Origin of the sequence: Enterobacter sp. 18A13 (assembly GCF_007035975.1) — a bacterium.
Lineage (GTDB): Bacteria > Pseudomonadota > Gammaproteobacteria > Enterobacterales > Enterobacteriaceae > Enterobacter > Enterobacter vonholyi.
Genome location: NZ_AP019634.1, coordinates 730,507 through 753,405 on the forward strand (window position 1 = coordinate 730,507; position 22,899 = coordinate 753,405).

At 54.6% G+C, this 22,899-nt stretch carries 22 protein-coding genes and 1 riboswitch; of the genes, 11 read left to right on the forward strand and 11 right to left on the reverse strand.

All coding sequences use genetic code 11. The features are described from left to right. The first annotated feature begins 138 nt into the window (after positions 1–138). Entirely contained in the window at positions 139–984 is an 846-nt protein-coding gene (araC, locus tag FOY93_RS03500; protein ID WP_023310373.1) for an arabinose operon transcriptional regulator AraC, read from the forward strand. 128 nt (positions 985–1,112) lie between these two features. After that, the gene (locus FOY93_RS03505; protein WP_063616175.1) at positions 1,113–1,880 is read left to right on the forward strand and encodes a DedA family protein; all 768 of its coding nucleotides are present in this window, start codon (positions 1,113–1,115) and stop codon (positions 1,878–1,880) included. Positions 1,881–1,923: 43 nt separating this feature from the next. Here FOY93_RS03505 and thiQ read toward each other — a convergent pair whose 3' ends face one another. The 4 genes from thiQ to sgrR form a co-directional block, all read right to left on the reverse strand. Further along, positions 1,924–2,625, reverse strand: a complete 702-nt coding sequence (thiQ, locus tag FOY93_RS03510) for a thiamine ABC transporter ATP-binding protein ThiQ (protein ID WP_143344642.1) — start codon at positions 2,623–2,625, stop codon at positions 1,924–1,926. After that, complete coding sequence (thiP, locus tag FOY93_RS03515; RefSeq protein WP_143344643.1) at positions 2,609–4,219, reverse strand: thiamine/thiamine pyrophosphate ABC transporter permease ThiP; 1,611 nt, start codon at positions 4,217–4,219, stop codon at positions 2,609–2,611. Before thiP ends, thiQ begins: the two co-directional genes overlap by 17 nt. Beyond that, the gene (gene thiB / locus FOY93_RS03520; RefSeq protein WP_143344644.1) at positions 4,195–5,178 is read right to left on the reverse strand and encodes a thiamine ABC transporter substrate binding subunit; all 984 of its coding nucleotides are present in this window, start codon (positions 5,176–5,178) and stop codon (positions 4,195–4,197) included. The genes thiP and thiB overlap by 25 nt, the downstream gene beginning before the upstream one ends. A gap of 31 nt (positions 5,179–5,209) precedes the next feature. Further along, positions 5,210–5,310: riboswitch (TPP riboswitch) on the reverse strand. A 36-nt stretch (positions 5,311–5,346) separates the two neighbouring features. Continuing rightward, entirely contained in the window at positions 5,347–7,002 is a 1,656-nt protein-coding gene (gene sgrR, locus FOY93_RS03525) for an HTH-type transcriptional regulator SgrR (protein ID WP_111964052.1), read from the reverse strand. An 88-nt stretch (positions 7,003–7,090) separates the two neighbouring features. On the opposite strand from sgrR, the gene sgrT reads away from it, so the two are divergent. Further along, complete coding sequence (gene sgrT / locus FOY93_RS03530; RefSeq protein ID WP_023334488.1) at positions 7,091–7,243, forward strand: glucose uptake inhibitor SgrT; 153 nt, start codon at positions 7,091–7,093, stop codon at positions 7,241–7,243. A 119-nt stretch (positions 7,244–7,362) separates the two neighbouring features. After that, positions 7,363–8,541 carry a sugar efflux transporter gene (locus tag FOY93_RS03535; RefSeq protein ID WP_133293771.1) on the forward strand — a complete coding sequence of 393 codons (1,179 nt, stop codon included), beginning with the start codon at positions 7,363–7,365 and terminating at the stop codon, positions 8,539–8,541. A gap of 48 nt (positions 8,542–8,589) precedes the next feature. Here FOY93_RS03535 and FOY93_RS03540 read toward each other — a convergent pair whose 3' ends face one another. The 7 genes from FOY93_RS03540 to leuL form a co-directional block, all read right to left on the reverse strand. After that, positions 8,590–9,171, reverse strand: coding sequence for a cytochrome b/b6 domain-containing protein (locus FOY93_RS03540; RefSeq protein WP_111964050.1), 582 nt, complete (start codon positions 9,169–9,171; stop codon positions 8,590–8,592). A gap of 106 nt (positions 9,172–9,277) precedes the next feature. Then, positions 9,278–10,168: a cation diffusion facilitator family transporter gene (locus FOY93_RS03545; protein WP_143344645.1), complete on the reverse strand. Its 891-nt coding sequence runs from the start codon at positions 10,166–10,168 to the stop codon at positions 9,278–9,280. Between the two features lie 162 nt (positions 10,169–10,330). Next, positions 10,331–10,936 carry a 3-isopropylmalate dehydratase small subunit gene (gene leuD, locus FOY93_RS03550; protein WP_143344646.1) on the reverse strand — a complete coding sequence of 202 codons (606 nt, stop codon included), beginning with the start codon at positions 10,934–10,936 and terminating at the stop codon, positions 10,331–10,333. Positions 10,937–10,946: 10 nt separating this feature from the next. Continuing rightward, on the reverse strand, positions 10,947–12,347 hold the full coding sequence (leuC, locus tag FOY93_RS03555) for a 3-isopropylmalate dehydratase large subunit (RefSeq protein ID WP_115876447.1): 1,401 nt from the start codon (positions 12,345–12,347) through the stop codon (positions 10,947–10,949). A gap of 2 nt (positions 12,348–12,349) precedes the next feature. Beyond that, entirely contained in the window at positions 12,350–13,441 is a 1,092-nt protein-coding gene (gene leuB, locus FOY93_RS03560; RefSeq protein WP_143344647.1) for a 3-isopropylmalate dehydrogenase, read from the reverse strand. Beyond that, positions 13,441–15,012, reverse strand: a complete 1,572-nt coding sequence (leuA, locus tag FOY93_RS03565) for a 2-isopropylmalate synthase (RefSeq protein WP_133293776.1) — start codon at positions 15,010–15,012, stop codon at positions 13,441–13,443. Before leuA ends, leuB begins: the two co-directional genes overlap by 1 nt. A gap of 91 nt (positions 15,013–15,103) precedes the next feature. Next, positions 15,104–15,190, reverse strand: a complete 87-nt coding sequence (gene leuL / locus FOY93_RS24015; protein ID WP_071786497.1) for a leu operon leader peptide — start codon at positions 15,188–15,190, stop codon at positions 15,104–15,106. Between the two features lie 588 nt (positions 15,191–15,778). On the opposite strand from leuL, the gene leuO reads away from it, so the two are divergent. The 7 genes from leuO (at position 15,779) to ftsL (ending at position 22,890) form a co-directional block, all read left to right on the forward strand. Beyond that, entirely contained in the window at positions 15,779–16,741 is a 963-nt protein-coding gene (leuO, locus tag FOY93_RS03575; protein WP_269473895.1) for a transcriptional regulator LeuO, read from the forward strand. Positions 16,742–17,121: 380 nt separating this feature from the next. Further along, on the forward strand, positions 17,122–18,846 hold the full coding sequence (gene ilvI, locus FOY93_RS03580; protein ID WP_115876442.1) for an acetolactate synthase 3 large subunit: 1,725 nt from the start codon (positions 17,122–17,124) through the stop codon (positions 18,844–18,846). A gap of 1 nt (position 18,847) precedes the next feature. Next, entirely contained in the window at positions 18,848–19,339 is a 492-nt protein-coding gene (gene ilvN / locus FOY93_RS03585; RefSeq protein ID WP_008501994.1) for an acetolactate synthase small subunit, read from the forward strand. A gap of 179 nt (positions 19,340–19,518) precedes the next feature. Further along, entirely contained in the window at positions 19,519–20,526 is a 1,008-nt protein-coding gene (gene cra, locus FOY93_RS03590; RefSeq protein ID WP_008501993.1) for a catabolite repressor/activator, read from the forward strand. 599 nt (positions 20,527–21,125) lie between these two features. Beyond that, positions 21,126–21,584 carry a division/cell wall cluster transcriptional repressor MraZ gene (mraZ, locus tag FOY93_RS03595; protein ID WP_021240528.1) on the forward strand — a complete coding sequence of 153 codons (459 nt, stop codon included), beginning with the start codon at positions 21,126–21,128 and terminating at the stop codon, positions 21,582–21,584. A gap of 2 nt (positions 21,585–21,586) precedes the next feature. Beyond that, on the forward strand, positions 21,587–22,528 hold the full coding sequence (rsmH, locus tag FOY93_RS03600; protein WP_021240527.1) for a 16S rRNA (cytosine(1402)-N(4))-methyltransferase RsmH: 942 nt from the start codon (positions 21,587–21,589) through the stop codon (positions 22,526–22,528). Continuing rightward, positions 22,525–22,890 carry a cell division protein FtsL gene (ftsL, locus tag FOY93_RS03605; protein WP_008501989.1) on the forward strand — a complete coding sequence of 122 codons (366 nt, stop codon included), beginning with the start codon at positions 22,525–22,527 and terminating at the stop codon, positions 22,888–22,890. The genes rsmH and ftsL overlap by 4 nt, the downstream gene beginning before the upstream one ends. Positions 22,891–22,899 lie beyond the last annotated feature (9 nt).

Consider the following 22,899-nt stretch of genomic DNA (forward strand, 5'->3'; position numbering starts at 1 on the left):
AATCAGGGGGAAAGGCTGAAACATGGCGGACGTAAAAGCGGCGTGATGCTTTTTAGATCTTTACGCGGGCCATTTTTAAGCTGCTTTTAGTGATATGGACAATTGGTTTCCTTCAGGACCCTTGGGAGAACTGAATCTATGGCCGAAACGCAAAACGATCCCCTGCTGCCGGGATACTCGTTTAACGCGCACCTTGTGGCGGGACTGACCCCTATCGAGGCTGAGGGATATCTCGACTTTTACGTCGACCGACCGCTTGGGATGAAAGGGTATATCCTCAACCTCACCGTGCGAGGGGAAGGAATCATCAAGAACGGTGACCAGCAGTTTGTCTGCCGCCCGGGGGATATCCTGCTGTTCCCGCCGGGTGAGATCCACCACTATGGCCGTCATCCTGATGCCAAAGAGTGGTATCACCAGTGGGTTTACTTCCGTCCGCGCGCCTACTGGCAGGAGTGGCTTTCCTGGCCAGCAATTTTTGCGCACACCGGTTTTTATCGCCCGGACGAGGTTCATCTTGCGCAGTTTCGCGAGCTTTTTGCCCAGATTATCGAGGCGGGGCAGGCCGGTGGTCGCTATGCCGAACTGCTGGCGATAAACCTCCTTGAACAGCTGCTGCTGCGACGGATGGAGGCGATTAACGAGTCGCTTAACCCGCCGCTGGATAACCGCGTGCGCGACGCCTGCCAGTACATCAGCGATCACCTGGCCGATAGCCAGTTTGATATCGCCAGCGTTGCTCAGCACGTCTGCCTGTCGCCGTCGCGGCTGTCGCATCTGTTCCGCCAGCAGCTGGGCGTCAGCGTATTGAGCTGGCGTGAAGATCAGCGCATCAGCCAGGCGAAACTGTTGCTCAGCACCACCCGGATGCCCATCGCCACCGTGGGACGCAACGTAGGCTTTGAGGATCAGCTCTATTTCTCCCGCGTATTTAAAAAATGTACCGGTGCCAGTCCGAGTGAATTCCGCGCGGGATGTGAATAATCGGTAAAAAAAGATAAACAAACAGGTGAATGCGGAAAGCAACCTGTAAACTATTCAGACAATTGTTGCCTTGACGCGGTGCGGGGCGCTAAGCAGAATCGCTGATTCGTTTTCTGACCGGAATAGTTATGCAGGCATTGCTGGAACACTTTATTACCCAGTCCGTTATGTACTCGCTCATCGCCGTGGCGCTGGTGGCGTTTCTGGAGTCGCTGGCGCTCGTCGGGTTAATCCTGCCCGGCACCGTAATGATGGCAGGGCTTGGTGCGCTGATTGGCAGCGGCGAGGTTAATTTCTGGCAGGCGTGGCTGGCCGGGATTATCGGCTGCCTGCTCGGCGACTGGATCTCCTTCTGGCTGGGCTGGCGCTTTAAGAAGCCGCTGCACCGCTGGTCGTTCATGAAAAAGAACAAAGCCTTGCTGGATAAAACCGAGCACGCGCTGCATCAGCACAGCATGTTTACCATCCTCGTCGGCCGCTTTGTCGGGCCAACGCGTCCGCTGGTGCCGATGGTGGCCGGGATGCTGGATCTGCCCGTCGCGAAATTCGTGGTGCCGAACATTATCGGCTGCGTCTTCTGGCCGCCGTTCTACTTCCTGCCGGGGATCCTCGCAGGGGCGGCGATAGATATTCCTGACGGGATGCAAAGCGGTGAGTTTAAGTGGCTGCTGCTGGGCACGGCGCTGCTGCTGTGGTTGGCGGTCTGGCTCTGCTGGCGGCTGTGGCGCAGCGCGAAAGCGAGCGTCGATCGCCTGACGCGCTATCTCCCGCGCTCTCGTCTTTTGTGGCTGGCCCCGCTGACGCTGGGTGTGGCCGTGGTGGCCCTGGTCGCGCTGATTCGCCACCCGCTGATGCCGGTGTACGGCGAAATTCTGCTGAAGGTGGTGAGCCGTTAATGTTTATTCCCTCTCCCTGTGGGAGAGGGTCAGGGTGAGGGCATCAGACGGCACGAATGCCCAACAGTGAAGACGCCCCCGCTTTACCACTCAGCAGCTCTTCCGTCTTCCCATCCCACGCAATTCGCCCTTCGGCAACCACCACCGATCTCGGCGCAATCCGTGCGGCATCTTCGATACTGTGCGAAACCATCAGCATCGTAAGCTGTTGGCGCTGGCAGACGTCCTGCACCAGGGCGAGCATCTCCTGGCGCAGCGCGGGATCGAGCGCCGAGAACGGCTCATCCAGCAGCAGCAGCGGCTGCTCGCGCACCAGACAACGCGCCAGCGCCACGCGCTGACGCTGGCCGCCGGAGAGCTCGCCCGGCAGCCTGTCGATGAATTCAGCGATCCCCATCTGTGCGGCAATCACTTCAAGTTTTTCGCGTTGGGCATCGTTCAGCCTGAGCCCCGGATGCATTCCCAGCGCGATGTTTTGCCGCACCGTCAGATGGGTAAACAGGTTGTTTTCCTGAAACAGCATCGACACAGGGCGTTTAGCCGGAGGGGCGTCGGTGAAATCACGATTATCGATGGCTATCGACCCGCTGGCAGGTTGCAGAAAACCGGCGATCAAATTGAGCAAGGTGCTTTTCCCGGCACCGCTTGGGCCAAGCACCGCAATCCGCTCGCCCTGCTGAACGGAGAGCGTAAAGCGCATCGGCAGATGCTGATAGAGCCAGGTTACATCAGTCAGTTTTAACATCACGCCCCGGGAGTTTTTCGATAACGGTAAATAAGGCAAAGCACAGCAGCAGCAGTAACAGCGCGGTAACCGCGCCGTCCTGACTGCGGTAAGAGCCGATTTGCTGATAAAGCCAGTACGGCAGCGTGCGGAAATCGTCATTACCGAACAGCGCCACGACCCCAAAGTCTCCAATGGAGAGCACGCAGGCAAACGCCAGCGCCTGAGCAAGCGGACGTTTTAGCGCGCGCAGTTCCACAACCTTCAGCCGCTGCCAGCCCTGCATGCCCAGCGACTGACACAGCAAACCGTAGCGGCTGTTGACGTCGCGCATCGGGTTTTCCAGCACCTTAAGCGCGTAGGGGATGGCCATTAAGGCGTTAGTGAAAATCACAATGCCATCGGCCCTTTCCGGCAGGCCGAGGGTGCTGTTGAACAGTAAAAAGAAGCCCGTTGCCAGCACGATACCCGGCATCGCCAGTATCAGCATGCCCGTCAGTTCCAGCATTTGTCCGGCTTTTTGCGCCTGGCGGGCGTAGAGCTCACGGCTGCTCCACAGCAGCATCATGGTCAGCATAACGCACAGCAATCCGGCAGCCAGCGCTATGCGTACCGAGGTCCAGGTCGCCTGCCAGAGAACGGGCTGTTGCAGGACGGACATAAGATTGAGGTTCAGGCCGTCAACGATAACGGCCAGCAGCGGCGGCAGCAACAGCAACAGCGCCAGCGCGATCAGGATAACATCGCTGATGCGGCTGTGCAGGCTGTCCTGCGGATCGCGCCAGCCGGTTATTTGATGACTACCTGCGGGAATGGCTTTACTCAGCCGCTGGCTCAACAGCACCAGCGCAAGACAGCACGCCATCTGCACCATCGCCAGCAGCGCGGCGCGACCGGGATCGTAGTCGTAACTCAGCGCCTGGTAAATCGCCAGCTCAATGGTGGTGGCCTGCGGCCCGCCGCCGAGTGACAGCACGGTGGCAAAGCTGGCAAAGCAGAGCATGAAGATTAACGCCGCCACGGGCGGGAGCTGGCGGCGCAGCCACGGCCATTCGACAAAGCGGAAGAACGACACGCCGCGCATGCCGAGCTGGGCGGCAATCTGACGCTGTTCGCCGGGAATATTTTCCAGCGCCTGCAAAAAGAGGCGCGTTGCCATCGGCATATTGAAAAATACGTGCGCCAGCAGAATGCCCTGCAGTCCGTAAGGCGAGAATGACCATTCCAGACCAAGCTGACCGAACAGTGAAGACAGCCAGCCCTGGCGACCGTAAACGCTCAGAATACCAAATACCGCCACCAGCACGGGCAGGATCAGCGTCATGGCGCACAGGCGCAGCAGGGCCTGCCTGCCGGGAAATCGCCGTCGATACAGAGCGCGTGCCAGAAAAATAGCCGGGATCACCGACAGCAGGGCAGAAAGAGACGCCTGCCAGAAGGAGAACCGGATAACGTGCCAGAGGTAGCTGTCGTGCCAGAGGGCGAGCAGGTCGCTCCCTGGCGCGTTAAACCACAATGCAAGAAAAGCCCCCAGGCTGACCGCTACCATCACGGCGGCGGCGAGCAGCCCGGGAAGTAACCAGCCGGGAATCAACGGCTGACGGCGCGTTGCCATTCGCTTACCCATGCGGCACGCTGCGCGGCGACCTGCTGCGGCGTAAACTCCAGCGAGGTTTTCGGTTTGGTCAACTGCTCGAAACCTGCGGGCAGCGCAACGTTAGTAACCGGATACATCCAGTTGCCTGCGGGAATCGCGCTCTGGAACGCCGGCGAAACCATGAACTTCAGGAACTTCTCGGCCAGCTCCGGCTGTTTGCTGGCAGCGGTACGCGCGGCCACTTCCACCTGCAGATAGTGCCCTTCTGCAAAATCTGCGGCTGCATAGTTGTCTTTCTTCTCGGCGATAATGTGGTAGGCCGGGGAGGTGGTGTAGCTCAGCACCAGGTCGCTTTCGCCTTTGAGGAACAGGCCGTAGGCTTCGCTCCAGCCTTTGGTCACGGTGACGGTTTTGGCGGCCAGCTTCTGCCATGCTTCCGGTGCTTTATCCCCGTAGACCTTTTGCATCCATAGCAGCAGGCCCAGGCCCGGCGTGCTGGTACGCGGATCTTCGTAAATTACGCGCCACTTCTGATCGCTTTCGACCAGCTCTTTCAGGCTTTTTGGCGGGTTTTTCAGCTTATTTTTGTCATAAACAAAAGCAAAGTAGCCATAGTCGAACGTCACAAAGGTGTCGTTCTTCCAGCCGCCCGGCACGTTAACGGCATCTGCCGCGACGCCGCTTTTGGCAAACAGTTTGGTTTGCGAGGCGGCTTCCAGCAGGTTGTTATCCAGCCCGAGCACCACGTCGGCTTTACTGTTTTTTCCTTCCATGCGCAGACGGTTGAGCAGCGACACGCCATCTTCAAGCGCCACGAACTTCAGCTCGCAGTTGCAGTCCGCTTCAAAGGCTTTTTTGACAACCGGGCCAGGGCCCCAGTCGGCAGAGAAGGAGTCGTAGGTGTAGACCGTCAGGACGGGCTTGGCAAAAGCAGGCAGCGCAAACAGCGCCAGCAGGGGGAGAACTTTTTTTAACACTTTGCACCTCAGGGTTGAGTGGCAAAGGATTTTGAGCGACAGCCTCAAATCCCTTCGCCGGCGTTATCCGGATCAGGTTCGACGGGTATTATCTCAGCGCACATCTGTGATGCAGCACCCCGTTGAGAACGGCGCTATTGTAATGATTTGGTGAATATTACGAAAGCGTTATGGCTCCGGGGGGGCAAACCAGGCGGATTTAAAATCAAACCAGCCCAGGGTGTTCATCCGCAGGCCGCGCATGCTGCGCTGGCCCTGAATCATCAGCCAGTGGTGGATCAGCGGGACGATCGCCTGCTCGGCCAGCAGCTGCTGGCACCATACGGCAAGATTCATCTCGCCCGATCGCCACAGGGCGGCGTCCTGCTGCCAGTCACGGTCGATGCAGTGCTGGATCAGCGGGACTTCATACAGGTGTGAAAATAATGAAAAATCGAGCGGCAGGGTAAAATTAGCGCTGTTGAGCCAGATATCGCTGGCGATCTCTCCCTGATGCCATTCGTCATAGTCCACTTCTCTTACCTCTAACTTGACCCCCTCTGCTGCCAGCAGGCGGGTCATGATCCTCGCGATAAAACGATGCTCCACGTGCTCGCGGTAGTAGGTCAGGGTGATGGACTCCAGCCCTGCGGGTTTGTCGCAGTGCGACGGCCGGGCGTGGTGCCAGCGCGGAAGCAGGCCGTAGGCCGGAAACCAGTATGTCTGGTACTGCTCTTCCGCATGGTAGATCAGATTGGAAGGGGACAGCACGTGGCTGATCCACTTGCGGACGCCCTGGTTTGCCCCGCGGTGGGTGCGGCGGTCAAACAGGAGATAGTAGCATCCCTCCTCCAGGCGGCTCTCCACGGCCTTTTCTCCGGTGGTGGGGCCTTCAAGCGTCAGACCGCAGCTCAGGTCTTCATTGAGATCAGGCAATACCCACACGTTCACTTCGTCGATCAGCGCCCGATAGCCAAAGTAGTCATCGAACGCGCGGATTTTCAGCTGGTTGCTGTTATTGCGGGACACGGAGTAGGGCCCGGTGCCAATCGGCAGGCTGGCAAAATTGTTCAATGATTCCCACTCGCCGGGCAAAATCATCGACGGCACATAGCCCAGCAGCCAGGGAAGCCACTTGTCCTGCTGCGACAGCTCAATGTCCAGCGTCCAGGCCGTGGGGGAGTGGATGCGCGAAATATGTGAGTAGAGCGGCAGCCTGCGGGCGCGTTCCAGAGAGGCGATGACGTCGTGCATTTCCAGCTCGCGGCCGTGGTGAAAGTGGATGCCGGGGCGTAAGAAGAAGCGCCAGTGGCGCGGGGAAAGCTGCTGCCAGTGGTGCGCGATATCCGCCTCCAGTTCCCCGTTTTCCTCATTTATGCGCGTCAGCCCGCTGAAGATTTGTCGGGCCATGTGGGTTTCAGAGCGGCGTAACGCCGTGCCGGGCAACAGATTTTTCATCGGACGGTAGTAGAGCACCCGCAGAATGTGTCGGCCCTGACGAAAGCTGCGTCCGAGATGGGAGACCAGCATCTGGCGCACGGCGGCCTTGTCGCCCACCAGCTGGACCAGCTGATCGATACGGTCCTGTTCGAGCAGATCTTCTGCGCGCTGCTGCTGCAACGCCAGTCCGGTATACAGGAAGGTCAGCCGCGAACGTTTGCCGCGTCCCGCTTCCGCTTCCCAGCTTAACCACCCCTGCTGCTGCATGGTGTTGAGAAGCGTGCGCATATGACGGCGGGAACAGCTAAGCAGGTCCGCCAGCTCGTTGAGCGTGGTCTCCTGCGATTGCCCCTCGCAGCACTGCCAGAGGCGGATAAACTGTTGTTGCAGACGACCGGAAGGCATAAAAGGGGAACTCCTGACAAAAAACCAGCAATTTATTTATCCCTATATTAGGCCAATAATTCTCCTCGATGAAGCGAGGAGGTAAATTATGAAGAGGTCTACCGCACGTCAGTTTTATCAGCAGTACTTTTCAGCGACAAAAGGATCGTCCTGGCTGGCCCGCCGGTGTGCAGAGCAACGGCTGAAAACGTTAGAAGAATTGATGCAGTGGGACGTTACGACACCGACCTCTTCCCGCTAACTCGCCTCGATCATGTGTGACTGAGTATTGGTGCTTATCACCCGCCAGCAAAATGTTTTTGCTGGCTTTTTTCGTTTACTATTCACCCAATTTCGATTCGCTTTCACAAGGACTTGCGCATGCTGTGGTTGATGACGATGGGGCGACGCCTGAACGGCGTGTATGCCGCTTTTATGCTGGTGGCCTTTATGATGGGCGTGGCGGGGGCGCTTCAGGCGCCGACGCTGAGCCTGTTTCTCAGCCGCGAGGTGGGGGCGCAGCCGTTTTGGGTCGGCCTGTTTTATACCGTCAACGCCATTGCCGGGATCCTGGTCAGCCTCGCGCTGGCGAAACGATCGGACAGCCAGGGCGATCGCCGCAGGCTGATCCTCTTTTGCTGCGCCATGGCCGTGGGCAACGCGCTGCTCTTTGCCTTCAATCGTCATTATCTGACGCTCATTACCTGCGGCGTGCTGCTGGCGTCGCTGGCGAACACCGCTATGCCGCAGCTGTTCGCCCTGGCCCGTGAATATGCGGATAACTCCGCGCGGGAAGTGGTGATGTTCAGCTCGGTAATGCGTGCCCAGCTCTCGCTGGCGTGGGTCATTGGTCCGCCGCTGGCCTTTATGCTGGCGTTGAACTATGGCTTTACCACCATGTTCTCCATTGCGGCAGGGATTTTTGTCATCAGCCTGGCGCTGATAGCCTTCGCACTGCCGTCCGTGGCCCGCGTCGAACAGGCGACGGATAAACCTGTTACCCAGGTGAGCGGCTGGCAGGACAAGAACGTCCGCATGTTGTTTATTGCCTCGACGCTGATGTGGACCTGCAACACCATGTACATTATTGATATGCCGCTGTGGATCAGCAGCGATCTGGGCTTACCGGACAAGCTCGCGGGGATCTTAATGGGGACCGCCGCCGGGCTGGAAATTCCGGCGATGATTCTGGCGGGCTATTACGTTAAGCGCTTTGGAAAGCGTCGGATGATGATCGTCGCCGTGGCGGCCGGGGTACTGTTCTACGCGGGGTTGATCCTTTTCCATTCGCGTGAAGCGTTGCTGGCGCTGCAGCTCTTTAACGCCGTGTTTATTGGAATTGTTGCCGGGATCGGCATGCTCTGGTTCCAGGATCTGATGCCCGGCCGTGCAGGCTCGGCAACGACGCTTTTTACCAACAGTATTTCAACCGGCGTGATCCTGGCGGGCGTGATTCAGGGGGCGCTGGCGCAAAGCTATGGCCATGCGTCGGTCTACTGGATGATTGCGGCGCTATCCGTCGTGACGCTCCTGCTGACCTGCCGCGTAAAAGACGTGTGATCGGATGAATGAAACGAAGCCCGGGAGCACCGGGCTCTGCGAACCGTTTTATTCGGAATACTGATATTTACGCTGCGCGCGTAGCGTCAGGTACATATGAACGAGGCCCATGAAACCGTGTGCCCAGAAATATGTCTCAATAAAAACTGTCAGGAATTTATGCAAATCTAAGACGGATTCCGTGACGGACGAAACCGGCCCAAGCGTGGCGTTCAGCACGAACCAGGCCGCGCCGCAGAGTGCAACGCCCAGCAGCGCCAGCACACCCAGACCTTGCACCGTTGCCGCCATACCGCCAGCATGCGCGTCAGGTAACTGACGCTGCGCGAGGGTGCGAATATCTTCAACGATTCCACGAAAATCCAGCGCCAGCCAGGCGTAGTAATACTTAAATCCGCGTTGGGTTAACATCCATGCCATCATGGCAATACCACAAAAAATTAAACCGAACCCTGAGATAACATGGATCCAGGTGACAATTCCGTTCAGTCCGGATTCGTGGAGGGCCTCGCTTTCGGTGAAATTAGAATTGATAATTTGGGCCAGCACCAGTATGGCTACAAGAATGTGCAGTACGCGAAGAAAAGGTGTTTCTTTATGGGGAAGCGTATTACGTAGCGTTGGGTTCATCGCTTTTTACCTCAATAATGAGAGAGCTGATGCGATGCAGTGTGACGCAGATTAATTAACGAAACCTTAACGATGAGTAGCGTCACACTGTATTTATGCGTTCCGATTAGCGAGCAGGATCAATATGCGTCATCACGTTCAGCACATTGAATTTTTGCATCACGTTGTTTCTGGCATTGACGGCAATCTGATGCCCTTCTTTTACGCTTAATTCGCCGTTCACTTCCAGATGGACATCGACAAGGGCTAAATCGCCCATCTTGCGGGTTTTTAAATCATGGAGTCCGGTGACGCCTTCGGTTGAGAGAAGACACGTTTTGATATCGTGCTCCAGCTCGGGTTCAAGCGAACGGTCCATCAGATCGTGCAGGGCATCGGCAGAGAATTTGTAACCCATATGGGCGATGAACACTCCGACAATCAGGGCCGCAATCAGGTCCATCGCGTGAAAACCCACTAAATTCCCGGCAATACCGATGGCGACAACCACTGACGACGCTGCGTCAGAACGGGCATGCCAGGCATTGGCTATCAGCAGCGAGGACTGAATACGTTTTCCCGTGGCAAACATGTATCTGAACAGACTCTCCTTCACCACCAGCGCCAGTATCGCCACCCACAAAGCGGCCCCTTTTACTATCTGATGCGTCTCGGGATTAAGCAGTTTATTGCCAGCGGACCAGAGCATCCCGACCCCCACGAGCAGCAGAATAGCGCCAATAATAAGCTTTGCACCGTTTTCGAAACGCAGATGACCGTAATGATGATCGATATCAGAGGCTTTCTGACTCTTTTTATTCGCAATCAGAACGACAAAGTCAGAAGATAAATCGGAAAGAGAATGAATCCCATCAGCAATTAATCCCTGTGAACCGGAGAATATTCCTGCAACTATCTGAAAGCAAGTGAGTAAAATATTTATTATCACGCTTACTAATGTGCATTTGTGTATTTCCCGAGAACGGATGTGAGACTCATTGCCATTTTTCTTTTCCATGATAATTTCCGCTACCAACTGATTGAGCGATTATTCTGCGCAGGGAACATTAAATTGACGTTAAATATAACGTCATTATTGGCTGGGTTTGGGAATATTTACAGAAGGAGGGCGGGTATCGGGATAAAACGCGGCCTGCAGAGTGCACTGCAGGCCGGAGGATTACTTCATAAATGCAGGTTGTTTGTGTTCGTAAGTGGCAATCGCCGCTTCGTGCTGGAGAGTTAAACCTATGCTGTCCAGACCGTTCAGCATGCAGTGACGGCGGAACGCATCAATGCTGAAGCTGTAGGTTTTATCCCCGGCTTTCACCACTTCCGCTTCCAGATCCACTTCAAACGAAATACCCGGATTCGCCTTAACCAGCGCGAACAACTCATCGACCTGTTCATCGCTCAGCGTCACCGGCAGCAGCTGGTTGTTGAAGCTGTTACCGTAAAAAATATCCGCGAAGCTTGGGGCGATGACCACTTTGAAGCCGTAATCGGTGAGCGCCCACGGGGCGTGTTCGCGGGATGAGCCGCAGCCAAAGTTTTCTCGGGCCAGTAAAATGGAGGCGCCTTTGTACTCAGGGAAGTTCAGAACGAATTCCGGATTAGGCACTTCGCCTTTGTCGTCCAGGAAACGCCAGTCGTTGAACAGGTGCGCGCCAAAGCCGGTACGCGTCACCTTCTGCAGAAATTGTTTCGGAATAATAGCGTCAGTATCGACGTTAGCGGCGTCCAGCGGGACAACCCGGCCCGTATGTTGGGTAAATTTCTCTGCCATGATTGTCTCCTTATTTCAGGCTGCGAATATCGGCGAAATGGCCGGTGACTGCCGCAGCGGCGGCCATTGCCGGGCTGACCAGATGGGTACGCCCACCGCGGCCCTGACGGCCTTCAAAGTTACGGTTGCTGGTGGAGGCGCAGCGCTCACCCGGATTCAGGCGATCGTTATTCATGGCCAGACACATGGAGCAGCCAGGCAGGCGCCACTCGAAGCCCGCTTCGATAAAGATCTTATCCAGACCTTCGGCTTCCGCCTGGGCCTTCACCGGACCGGAGCCAGGTACCACCAGCGCCTGCACGCCCGGTGCCACTTTACGGCCTTTGGCAATCTCTGCCGCCGCGCGCAAATCTTCGATACGGGAGTTAGTGCAAGAACCGATAAAGACTTTATCAATGGTCACGTCGGTCAACGGCACGCCGGGCTTCAGCCCCATATAGGCCAGCGCTTTTTCCGCACTGGCGCGCTCGACCGGATCGGCGAAGGAAGCAGGATCTGGAATGGCGTCGTTGACGGAAATCACCTGACCCGGGTTGGTCCCCCAGGTCACCTGCGGCGCAATCTCTTCTGCCTGCAGCGTGACAACGGTATCAAACGTCGCCCCATCGTCGGTTTTCAGGGTTTTCCAGTACGCTACCGCGTCGTCAAAATCGTGACCTTTCGGCGCGTGCAGACGGCCCTTCACATAGTTGAAGGTCGTTTCATCTGGCGCGACCAGACCGGCTTTGGCGCCCATCTCAATGGCCATGTTGCACAGGGTCATGCGGCCCTCCATGCTCAGCGCCTGGATAGCGTCTCCGCAGAACTCAACGACGTGGCCTGTACCGCCTGCGCTGCCGGTTTTACCGATAATCGCCAGCACGATATCTTTCGCGGTAATGCCAGGTGCCGCTTTGCCCTTCACTTCAATCTTCATCGTTTTGGCACGGCCCTGCTTCAGGGTCTGCGTCGCCAGAACGTGTTCAACCTCTGAGGTGCCAATCCCGAACGCCAGAGCGCCAAACGCGCCGTGTGTTGCGGTATGGGAGTCACCGCAGACGATGGTCATGCCCGGCAGGGTGATCCCTTGCTCAGGCCCCATCACGTGGACGATGCCCTGATAAGGATGGTTCAGGTCGTACAGCTCAACGCCAAATTCTTTACAGTTCTTAATCAGCTCCTGCATCTGGATACGCGCCATCTCACCCGAGGCATTAATGTCTTTGGTCTGGGTGGAAACGTTGTGATCCATCGTCGCGAAGGTTTTACCCGGCTGACGTACCGGACGCTTGTGCGCGCGCAGGCCGTCAAATGCCTGAGGAGAGGTCACTTCGTGTACCAGATGACGGTCAATGTACAGCAGCGGGGTTTCGTTTGGTGCCTCGTAAACAACGTGTGCATCAAACAACTTTTCATATAACGTTTTAGCCATGATTACACCCCTTCAGCGACATAGCGGGCAATGATGTCGCCCATTTCATCGGTACTGACTGCCGCCGTGCCGCGTGCTAAATCGCCGGTACGGACGCCTTCTTCTAACGCCCGGTTAATGGCGTGTTCAATTGCGGCTGCTGCATCGTCTGCATCCAGGCTGTAGCGCAGCAGCAGGGCCAGGGAGAGGATCTGCGCAATCGGGTTGGCAATGTTCTTGCCGGCGATATCCGGCGCGGAGCCGCCCGCAGGCTCGTACAGGCCAAAACCTTCTTCATTCAGGCTTGCGGATGGCAGCATTCCCATGGAGCCGGTGATCATTGCGCACTCGTCAGAGAGAATATCGCCGAACAGGTTGGAGCACAGCAGCACGTCAAACTGGGACGGATCCTTAATCAGCTGCATGGTCGCGTTATCGATGTACATGTGCGACAGCGTGACGTCCGGGTACTGCTTAGCGACTTCGCTGACGATCTCGCGCCACAGAATAGAAGACTGCAGCACGTTCGCTTTGTCAATGGAGGTCACCTTGTGGCGGCGTTTGCGCGCAGACTCAAAGGCGATATGGGCGATACGTTCAATTTCGAAACGGTGATACACCTCGGTGTCGAACGCTTTTTCATGCTGACCGCTGCCTTCGCGCCCTTTTGGCTGACCGAAATAGATCCCGCCGGTCAGTTCACGCACGCACAGAATGTCGAAACCGTTGGCGGCGATATCCGCGCGCAGCGGGCAGAACTCTTCCAGACCCTGATACAGCTTCGCCGGACGCAGGTTGCTGAACAGCTTGAAGTGTTTACGCAGCGGCAGCAGCGCGCCGCGCTCTGGCTGCTCTGCTGGCGGCAGGTGTTCCCATTTCGGGCCACCGACGGAACCAAACAGCACGGCATCGGCATTTTCACAGCCTTCCACGGTCGCTTTCGGCAGCGGTGTACCGTGGTTATCAATCGCAATACCACCCACGTCGTAGTGGCTGGTGGTGATTTTCATCGCAAAACGCGCGCGAACGGCTTCCAGTACTTTCAGCGCCTGTGCCATCACTTCCGGACCAATACCGTCACCCGGCAACACAGCAATATGGTAATTCTTCGACATTACACGGTTTCCTTGTTGTTCTCTTTATTCTGAGCTTTGCGTTGCAACTCTTTTTCGACTTCGGCGGCGCGCCAGATGTTGTTCAGAACATGCACCATCGCCTTCGCGGAGGATTCAACGATATCTGTCGCCAGGCCCACGCCATGGAAGCGGCGGCCATTGTAATTGACCACGATATCCACCTGACCCAGCGCATCTTTGCCGTGGCCCTTGGCCGTCAGGTCATATTTGACCAGCTCAACGTCGTACTCGGTGACGCGATTAATCGCCTGGTAAATCGCATCGACAGGGCCGTTACCGTTAGCTGCCTCTGCTTTAATTTCATCTCCGCAGGCCAGCTTGACCGAGGCGGTAGCGATGTCGCTGGAGCCGGACTGCACGTTAAAGTAATCCAGACGGAAGTGCTCCGGCTCTTCCTGCTGTTTGTTGATAAAGGCCAGTGCTTCCAGGTCGTAGTCGAAGACCTGGCCTTTTTTGTCGGCCAGCTTCAGGAACGCGTCATACAGCTGATCCATGTTGTAATCGCTGTCCTTATAACCCATCTCTTCCATACGGTGCTTAACCGCCGCACGGCCTGAACGGGAGGTCAGGTTCAACTGCACCTGGTTCAGACCAATGGATTCCGGGGTCATGATTTCGTAGTTTTCACGGTTCTTCAGCACGCCATCCTGGTGAATACCGGAGGAGTGTGCGAAGGCGCCAGTGCCGACAATCGCTTTGTTGGCCGGAATGGGCATGTTGCAAATCTGGCTGACGGTCTGGCTGGTGCGCCAGATTTCGTTGTGATTGATGCGGGTGTGCACGTTCATGATGTCTTTGCGTACTTTGATCGCCATGATCACTTCTTCCAGCGAACAGTTGCCCGCACGTTCGCCGATGCCGTTCATCGCGCCTTCAACCTGACGCGCCCCGGCGTGGACGGCGGCGATGGCATTACCCACGGCCAGACCCAAATCATCGTGGGTGTGGACGGAGATAATTGCCTTATCAATATTTGGTACGCGGTCATACAGGCCGGTGATGATGTTGGAGAACTCAAACGGCATGGTGTAGCCGACGGTGTCCGGAATGTTGATGGTTTTGGCACCAGCATTGATGGCGGCTTCGACGACGCGCGCCAGGTCTTCGATTGGCGTACGGCCCGCATCTTCACAGGAGAATTCAACGTCATCGGTATAGTTGCGTGCGCGCTTAACCATGTAAACCGCGCGCTCAATCACCTCATCCAGCGTGCTGCGCAGCTTGGTTGCGATGTGCATGGGCGAGGTCGCAATAAAGGTGTGGATACGGAACGCTTCGGCCACCTTCAATGACTCGGCGGCAACGTCGATATCTTTCTCTACGCAGCGCGCCAGGGCACACACGCGGCTGTTTTTAATGGTGCGGGCGATAGTCTGGACGGATTCGAAATCACCCGGAGACGAGACAGGGAAACCGACCTCCATCACGTCGACACCCATACGTTCGAGAGCCAGCGCGATCTGCAGTTTCTCTTTAACACTCAGGCTTGCCTGTAATGCCTGTTCACCGTCACGTAAAGTAGTATCGAAAATAATGACTTGCTGGCTCATGGGTTAGGTCCTTGTCAGTCTTAGGGCGCCTTGCTACGAGCATAAAAAAACCCGCGCAGTGGCGCGGGTTTTTAGTCTTACTGGTGACGATTCAACGCTGAATTTCGCCCGCCAGTCTACCGCGCACAGTGGATGCGTTTAGTAGTAGTAGACCGGTGAAACGAATGGTGCGTGTCATGAATCGTGCTCCGTTAAATTCAATATGCTTTTAGTGGTACTGGATACGGCTGTTCATGTCAACCCCTGAAGATGAAAACGGGCCCGAGAGACGGAATCAACAGGTTATTAACTTTAGCTAATTGTGCTGGTTTTAGCTTTCGTAGCCCGACTAATTGTCTAATTTTGGACTTAATAAAAGAGTTGCAGAAACAAATAAATATAATTGTTTAAAATGAGTGAAATGTGTTGAAGAGAATGCTTTGTGCTTAAAGAGTTTGGATATCATTAAGTTATAAATGCAGTGAATCTATTCCAGAACGTTGAAAAACGAAAAGAGATAACAGGATGTTAAGTAACTGTAGATCGATAGCATTAACAGTTTAATAATACTTAAGTCATCGTTAACCTGATGGTAATTGTATATTTGTTTAGTTTATGGTTTCATTCAGATCCTAAAGTCAAAGATATCATTTGCGCTCATTAATTTTCATTTATATAGAGTCTTTATATATTCCGAATTTTAAATAATTCTCTTTCGCTGATCGTATTTGCATGATAAATCATATTTTTCGAGATTATTACCGTACGATGGCAAAGGGAGTGTAGCGTGACAGTGGAGTCAGAAGTGCCAGAAAATAATATTAAACAACCTCAAGCTACTGATGGGATTAAACCGCAGTTACGCACGGTGGATCTGAATCTTCTGACGGTGTTTGATGCTGTCATGCAGGAACAGAATATCACCCGAGCGGCCCAAACTTTGGGGATGTCACAACCCGCCGTGAGTAATGCCGTTGCCAGGCTTAAGCTCATGTTTAACGACGAATTATTCGTTCGCTACGGGAGGGGTATCCAGCCTACGGCTCGCGCGTTCCAGCTGTTCGGATCTATTCGCCAGGCGTTGCAACTGGTTCAAAATGAGCTGCCGGGATCGGGCTTTGAACCCTTAAGCAGCGAGCGCGTATTCCATCTTTGTGTCTGTAGTCCATTAGATAATTATTTAACGTCAATTATTTATAATAAAGTTGAAGAGATCGCACCAAATATCAATCTTGTTTTTAAATCATCCCTGAATCAAAACACGGAACATCAGTTACGCTATCAGGAGATCGAGTTCGTTCTCGGGTATGAAGAGTTCCGTCGTCCGGAATTCTCCTGCGTGCCGCTGTTTAAAGATGAAATGGTTCTGGTCGCCAGTAAAAGACACCCACGCCTGAATTCTCCGCTGCGCGAAAACGATGTTTATAACGAGCAGCATGCCGTTGTTGCACTCGACAGATATGCTTCCTTTAGCCTGCCGTGGTATGACACTGCGGATAAACAGGCAAGCGTGGCTTATCAGGGCATGGCTATGGTCAGCGTATTAAACGTGGTCTCACAGACACAGCTGGTGGCGATTGCGCCGCGCTGGCTGGCAGAAGAGTTTTCTGACTCTCTAAATCTGCAAATTTTACCTCTGCCACTCAAACTAAATAGCCGTACCTGTTATCTTTCCTGGCATGAAGCAGCGGGGCGGGATAAAGGACATCAGTGGATGGAAGAGCTGCTGGTGGGCATTTGCCGTCGGTAAACGCATCAGGATAAATTGCATCGGATTATGTGATTTATCCTGGTTTTTTTTAGATAATTGATATTTTGTTCTGTTGTTCTTTTTTTTGGGCTGCTCTCTGGCTCGCAAAAATAGATGATTTCCTGCGTTGTCGCGCTTTTCAGTGATGATTTATCACCCCATCCTCTATTCCCAGAGGAATTAACCATATCTTCAGTTAACGGCTGCTTTTTCTGCTTTACGCACCGTTTATCTCTCCAGGTTTGCTAATTGCCTGCCTCATAACGAGCGGTTAAGGTAAAGAACACTCTGCAAAATATAAGATTGGTTTCTCCCAATCGTAAGACGGTGCGGAAATGAATTCGGCATTCCGTCTATAACAAAATGCCTGGAGGCAAACCATGGAGATGTTGTCTGGCGCGGAAATGGTCGTTCGGTCGCTGATCGATCAGGGCGTAAAGCAAGTGTTCGGCTACCCTGGCGGCGCGGTTCTCGATATTTATGATGCGCTGCACACGGTAGGGGGCATTGACCATGTTCTGGTACGTCACGAGCAGGCGGCGGTACACATGGCTGACGGCCTGGCGCGGGCGACGGGTGAAGTGGGTGTGGTATTAGTCACGTCCGGTCCCGGCGCGACAAACGCCATTACCGGCATTGCGACAGCGTATATGGACTCTATCCCGCTGGTGATCCTCTCCGGGCAGGTGGCAACCTCACTGATCGGTTACGATGCGTTTCAGGAGTGCGACATGGTCGGGATTTCGCGTCCCGTTGTGAAGCACAGCTTCCTGGTCAAGCAAACGGAAGACATTCCCGGCGTACTGAAGAAAGCTTTCTGGCTGGCGGCGAGCGGACGCCCTGGACCGGTGGTGGTCGATCTGCCTAAAGATATCCTCAACCCGGCAAACAAGCTGCCTTATGTCTGGCCGGAAGCGGTCAGCATGCGCTCTTATAACCCAACAACGCAGGGGCACAAAGGGCAGATCAAGCGGGCGTTGCAAACGCTTCTGGCAGCCAAAAAACCGGTGGTCTATGTCGGAGGCGGTGCGATCAACGCTGCCTGTGAAGCCCAGCTTCGCGAGTTGGTTGAAAAACTCAACCTTCCTGTGGCGTCGTCGCTGATGGGACTGGGGGCGTTCCCCGCAACCCATCGTCAGGCGCTGGGTATGCTGGGTATGCACGGTACCTATGAAGCCAACATGACGATGCATCATTCCGATGTGATTTTTGCCGTCGGCGTGCGTTTTGACGATCGCACCACAAACAACCTTGCGAAGTACTGCCCTAACGCCACCGTGCTGCATATTGATATCGATCCAACGTCAATTTCAAAAACGGTATCGGCTGATGTGCCTATCGTCGGTGATGCCCGGCAGGTTCTGGAGCAAATGCTGGATCTGCTGGCCCAGGAGAGTGCAACCCAGCCGCTGGATGAGATCCGCGACTGGTGGCAGCAGATTGAACAGTGGCGCGCGCGTCAGTGCCTGAAATATGACACACAAAGTGAAAATATTAAGCCGCAGGCGGTCATTGAAGCGGTGTGGCGCCTGACGAAAGGTGAGGCGTACGTAACCTCAGATGTGGGGCAGCATCAGATGTTTGCCGCCCTGTATTACCCGTTTGATAAACCGCGACACTGGATCAACTCCGGTGGTTTAGGAACAATGGGCTTTGGTCTGCCTGCCGCGTTGGGCGTGAAGCTGGCGCTGCCGAATGAAACCGTCGTCTGCGTAACGGGGGACGGCAGTATTCAGATGAACATTCAGGAGCTGTCTACTGCGCTGCAATATGAACTGCCGGTACTGGTGCTGAACCTGAATAACGGTTATCTCGGTATGGTGAAGCAGTGGCAGGATATGATCTACTCTGGCCGTCACTCTCAATCCTACATGAAATCGCTGCCAGATTTTGTTCGCCTTGCTGAAGCTTACGGCCATGTTGGCATGCGGGTGACCGATCCGGCAGAGCTGGAAACAAAGCTCGCGCAAGCGCTTGAGCACGTTAAAAACAACCGCCTCGTCTTTATGGATGTGATTGTTGATGGGACCGAGCACGTTTATCCGATGCATATTCGTGGAGGTGGTATGGATGAAATGTGGTTAAGCAAAACGGAGAGAACCTGATATGCGCCGGATATTATCGGTTTTACTGGAAAATGAGTCTGGCGCACTGTCGCGCGTCATTGGCCTTTTTGCGCAGCGCGGCTATAACATTGAAAGCCTGACCGTTGCCCCAACGGAAGACCCAACGCTGTCGCGCATGACGATTCAAACCGTTGGCGATGCGAAAGTGCTTGAGCAAATTGAAAAACAGCTGCATAAGCTGGTTGATGTGCTGCGCGTGAGCGAGCTGGGGCAGGGGGCCTACGTTGAACGTGAGGTCATGCTGGTGAAAATCCAGGCCAGCGGCTACGGGCGTGAAGAAGTTAAACGCAATGCGGATATTTTCCGCGGACAAATTATCGACGTCACGCCTTCTCTTTATACGGTTCAGCTGGTCGGGACAAGCGACAAGCTGGATGCTTTTCTCGCGTCCGTGCGGGATGTTGCAAAAATTGTCGAGGTCGCGAGATCGGGTGTAGTGGGTCTGTCACGCGGCGAGAAAATCATGCGTTAGTTATCAAAAAGGTTCGCCTCTTTCTGCCCGGTCACCAAAGCCGGGCTTTTTTTTGCGTAATCAGCCGACAACGCAGATAAAAGCGGTTGCCGCGAAGGCTTTTCTGCGTTTAGATGTTAAAAGATTTAACCATAACCTTGACAGGGCCATGGATTCTTTTCTTTTTTTAAGGGGCAATTGTGAAACTGGATGAAATCGCCCGGCTAGCCGGCGTGTCACGAACAACGGCCAGCTATGTGATTAACGGTAAAGCAAAGCAGTACCGTGTCAGCGACAAGACCGTTGAAAAAGTTATGGCGGTGGTTCGTGAGCATAACTACCATCCGAATGCTGTCGCAGCCGGTCTGCGCGCCGGGCGCACCCGCTCTATTGGTCTGGTGATCCCTGACCTGGAAAACACCAGCTATACCCGTATCGCCAACTATCTCGAACGTCAGGCGCGCCAGCGCGGTTATCAATTGCTGATTGCCTGCTCTGAAGATCAGCCCGACAACGAGATGCGCTGCATTGAACATCTTCTCCAGCGCCAGGTGGATGCCATTATTGTTTCGACCTCCCTACCGCCAGAACATCCGTTCTACCAGCGCTGGGCGAACGACCCGTTCCCAATCGTTGCGCTGGATCGCGCGCTCGATCGCGAGCATTTCACCAGCGTCGTGGGTGCGGATCAGGACGATGCAGAAATGCTGGCCGCAGAGCTGCGAACTTTCCCCGCTGAAACTGTGCTGTATCTTGGCGCGCTGCCCGAGCTTTCCGTTAGCTTCCTGCGTGAGCAGGGGTTCAGAACCGCCTGGAAAGACGATCCGCGCGAGGTTCACTACCTCTATGCCAACAGTTACGAGCGTGAAGCCGCAGCGCAGCTGTTCGAAAAATGGCTGGAGACACACCCGATGCCGCAGGCGCTATTCACCACGTCGTTTGCGCTGTTGCAGGGTGTCATGGATGTAACCTTACGCCGTGAAGGTAAACTTCCCTCTGACCTGGCGATTGCCACGTTTGGGGATAACGAGCTGCTCGACTTCCTCCAGTGTCCGGTGCTGGCGGTAGCACAGCGTCACCGTGATGTGGCTGAACGCGTGCTGGAGATTGTGCTGGCAAGCCTGGATGAGCCGCGCAAACCTAAGCCGGGCCTGACGCGTATCAAACGTAATCTCTATCATCGCGGAATTTTAAGCCGCCAAAAATGAAATGACCGGGGCGGGGAAGTCTGCCCCATTTTGCTGCGATAAATCGTGCGGATAATTCCCGGAGAGAAATTAGGATAATTCTTGTGAGATCATAATCGCCTATTTTTCTTAATTCATTTTGGCTTTTAAATTGTCCTTTAAAGAACATCTCAGCGATTTTAAACAGCTATCTTTGTATTATTTTGTTACAAACCCTATTCGGCCGATGAATATTCAGACGTTTTTCCTCCTCCTGTAGCTGCTTACGTGGCAACTGCCGCGCTTACCCGGTGCCAGAGTGAATCTGGCGCTGTTATCCCCTGAGAATCTGTCATAAAATGCTGCCCGCGTCGCAAACTGACACTTTATATTTATCTGCGATGATATTGAGTGAGCTTTAACGCTAGTGTGCATATTCGGTTTTTTTCTTACAAATATTCATAACGTTAATTTTGCCTCGCCAGTTGTGCAGTTATTAACCAGGACTGTTTATCTCTGTAAATAGAGGGCGTTCGAGTCCTTACAGGGAGAGTCCTGGCTTGACAAGCTTTTCCCTCGCTCCGTAAACTCCTTTAGGTGGGAATTTGTGGGTTAAAGTGGTGAGGAGGGGTGAGACTGGCATGTTCCGTGGAGCAACGTTAGTCAATCTCGACAGCAAAGGGCGTTTATCGGTACCAACCCGATATCGCGACCAGCTGATCGAGAACGCTGCGGGTCAAATGGTTTGCACCATTGACATTAACTCCCCCTGCCTGCTGCTTTACCCCTTGCCTGAATGGGAAATTATTGAGCAAAAGCTGTCGCGACTGTCGAGCATGAACCCGCAGGAACGCCGCGTGCAGCGGCTGTTATTGGGACATGCCAGTGAATGTCAGATGGATAACGCAGGGCGGTTACTGATTGCCCCTGTGTTACGGCAACATGCCGGTCTGACCAAAGAAGTGATGCTGGTCGGGCAGTTCAACAAATTTGAACTGTGGGATGAAACGACCTGGTATCAACAGGTCAAGGAAGATATCGACGCTGAGCAGTCTGATTCCGCGACATTATCGGAACGGCTGCAGGACTTGTCTCTATAAATATGATGGAAAATTATAAACACAAAACGGTGTTACTGGACGAGGCCGTAAACGGTCTGAATATTCGTCCGGATGGCATCTACATTGATGGCACGTTTGGTCGCGGTGGTCACTCGCGTTTGATTCTCTCCCAGCTTGGAGAGGAAGGACGTCTGCTGGCAATCGATCGCGATCCGCAGGCAATTGCGGTTGCTCAGACCATCAATGACCCACGCTTTTCCATCGTGCATGGACCTTTCTCTGCGCTCGCAGATTATGTTGCTGAGCGCGGCCTGACGGGCAAGATCGACGGGATTCTCCTCGATCTTGGCGTCTCTTCACCCCAACTTGATGATGCCGAACGTGGTTTCTCCTTTATGCGTGATGGTCCGCTAGATATGCGGATGGATCCGACGCGCGGTCAGTCTGCCGCTGAGTGGTTACAGACCGCTGACGAAGCCGATATTGCATGGGTCATCAAAACGTTTGGCGAAGAGCGCTTTGGCAAACGAATCGCGCGCGCCATCGTTGAGCGTAATCGCATTGAACCAATGACCCGCACCAAAGAGTTGGCCGAAGTGATCGCGGCGGCGACACCGGTGAAGGATAAGCACAAACATCCCGCGACCCGTACCTTCCAGGCGGTTCGCATCTGGGTAAACAGTGAACTGGAGGAAATAGAGCTGGCGCTAAAAAGCTCGCTCGACGTGCTGGCCCCGGGGGGGCGGTTATCCATCATCAGCTTCCATTCGCTGGAAGACCGTATTGTGAAACGCTTTATGCGTGAACAAAGCCGCGGTCCACAGGTGCCAGCGGGGCTGCCGATGACGGAAGAACAACTCAGGAAGCTGGGTGGCCGTCAGTTGCGAGCATTAGGCAAGTTGATGCCGGGCGAAGAAGAAGTGGCAGAGAATCCACGCGCCCGTAGTTCAGTGCTGCGTGTTGCAGAGAGGACGAACGCATGATCGGCAGAGTGACAGAGACCCTAAGCAAAGTTAAGGATTCGTTAGGAAGCAACGAGCGCCATGCCTTGCCTGGCGTGATCGGCGACGATCTTTTGCGGTTTGGGAAACTGCCACTCTGTCTGTTCATTTGCATCATTGTCACGGCAGTTACGGTGGTGACCACCGCCCACCATACACGTTTATTGACTGCGCAACGCGAGCAGATGGTACTGGAACGCGATGCGCTGGATATTGAATGGCGAAATCTGATCCTTGAAGAAAACGCGCTCGGCGATCACAGCCGGGTTGAACGGATCGCAACGGAAAAGCTGCAATTGCAGCATGTTGATCCTTCGCAGGAAAATATCGTAGTACAAAAATAAGGGAAAACG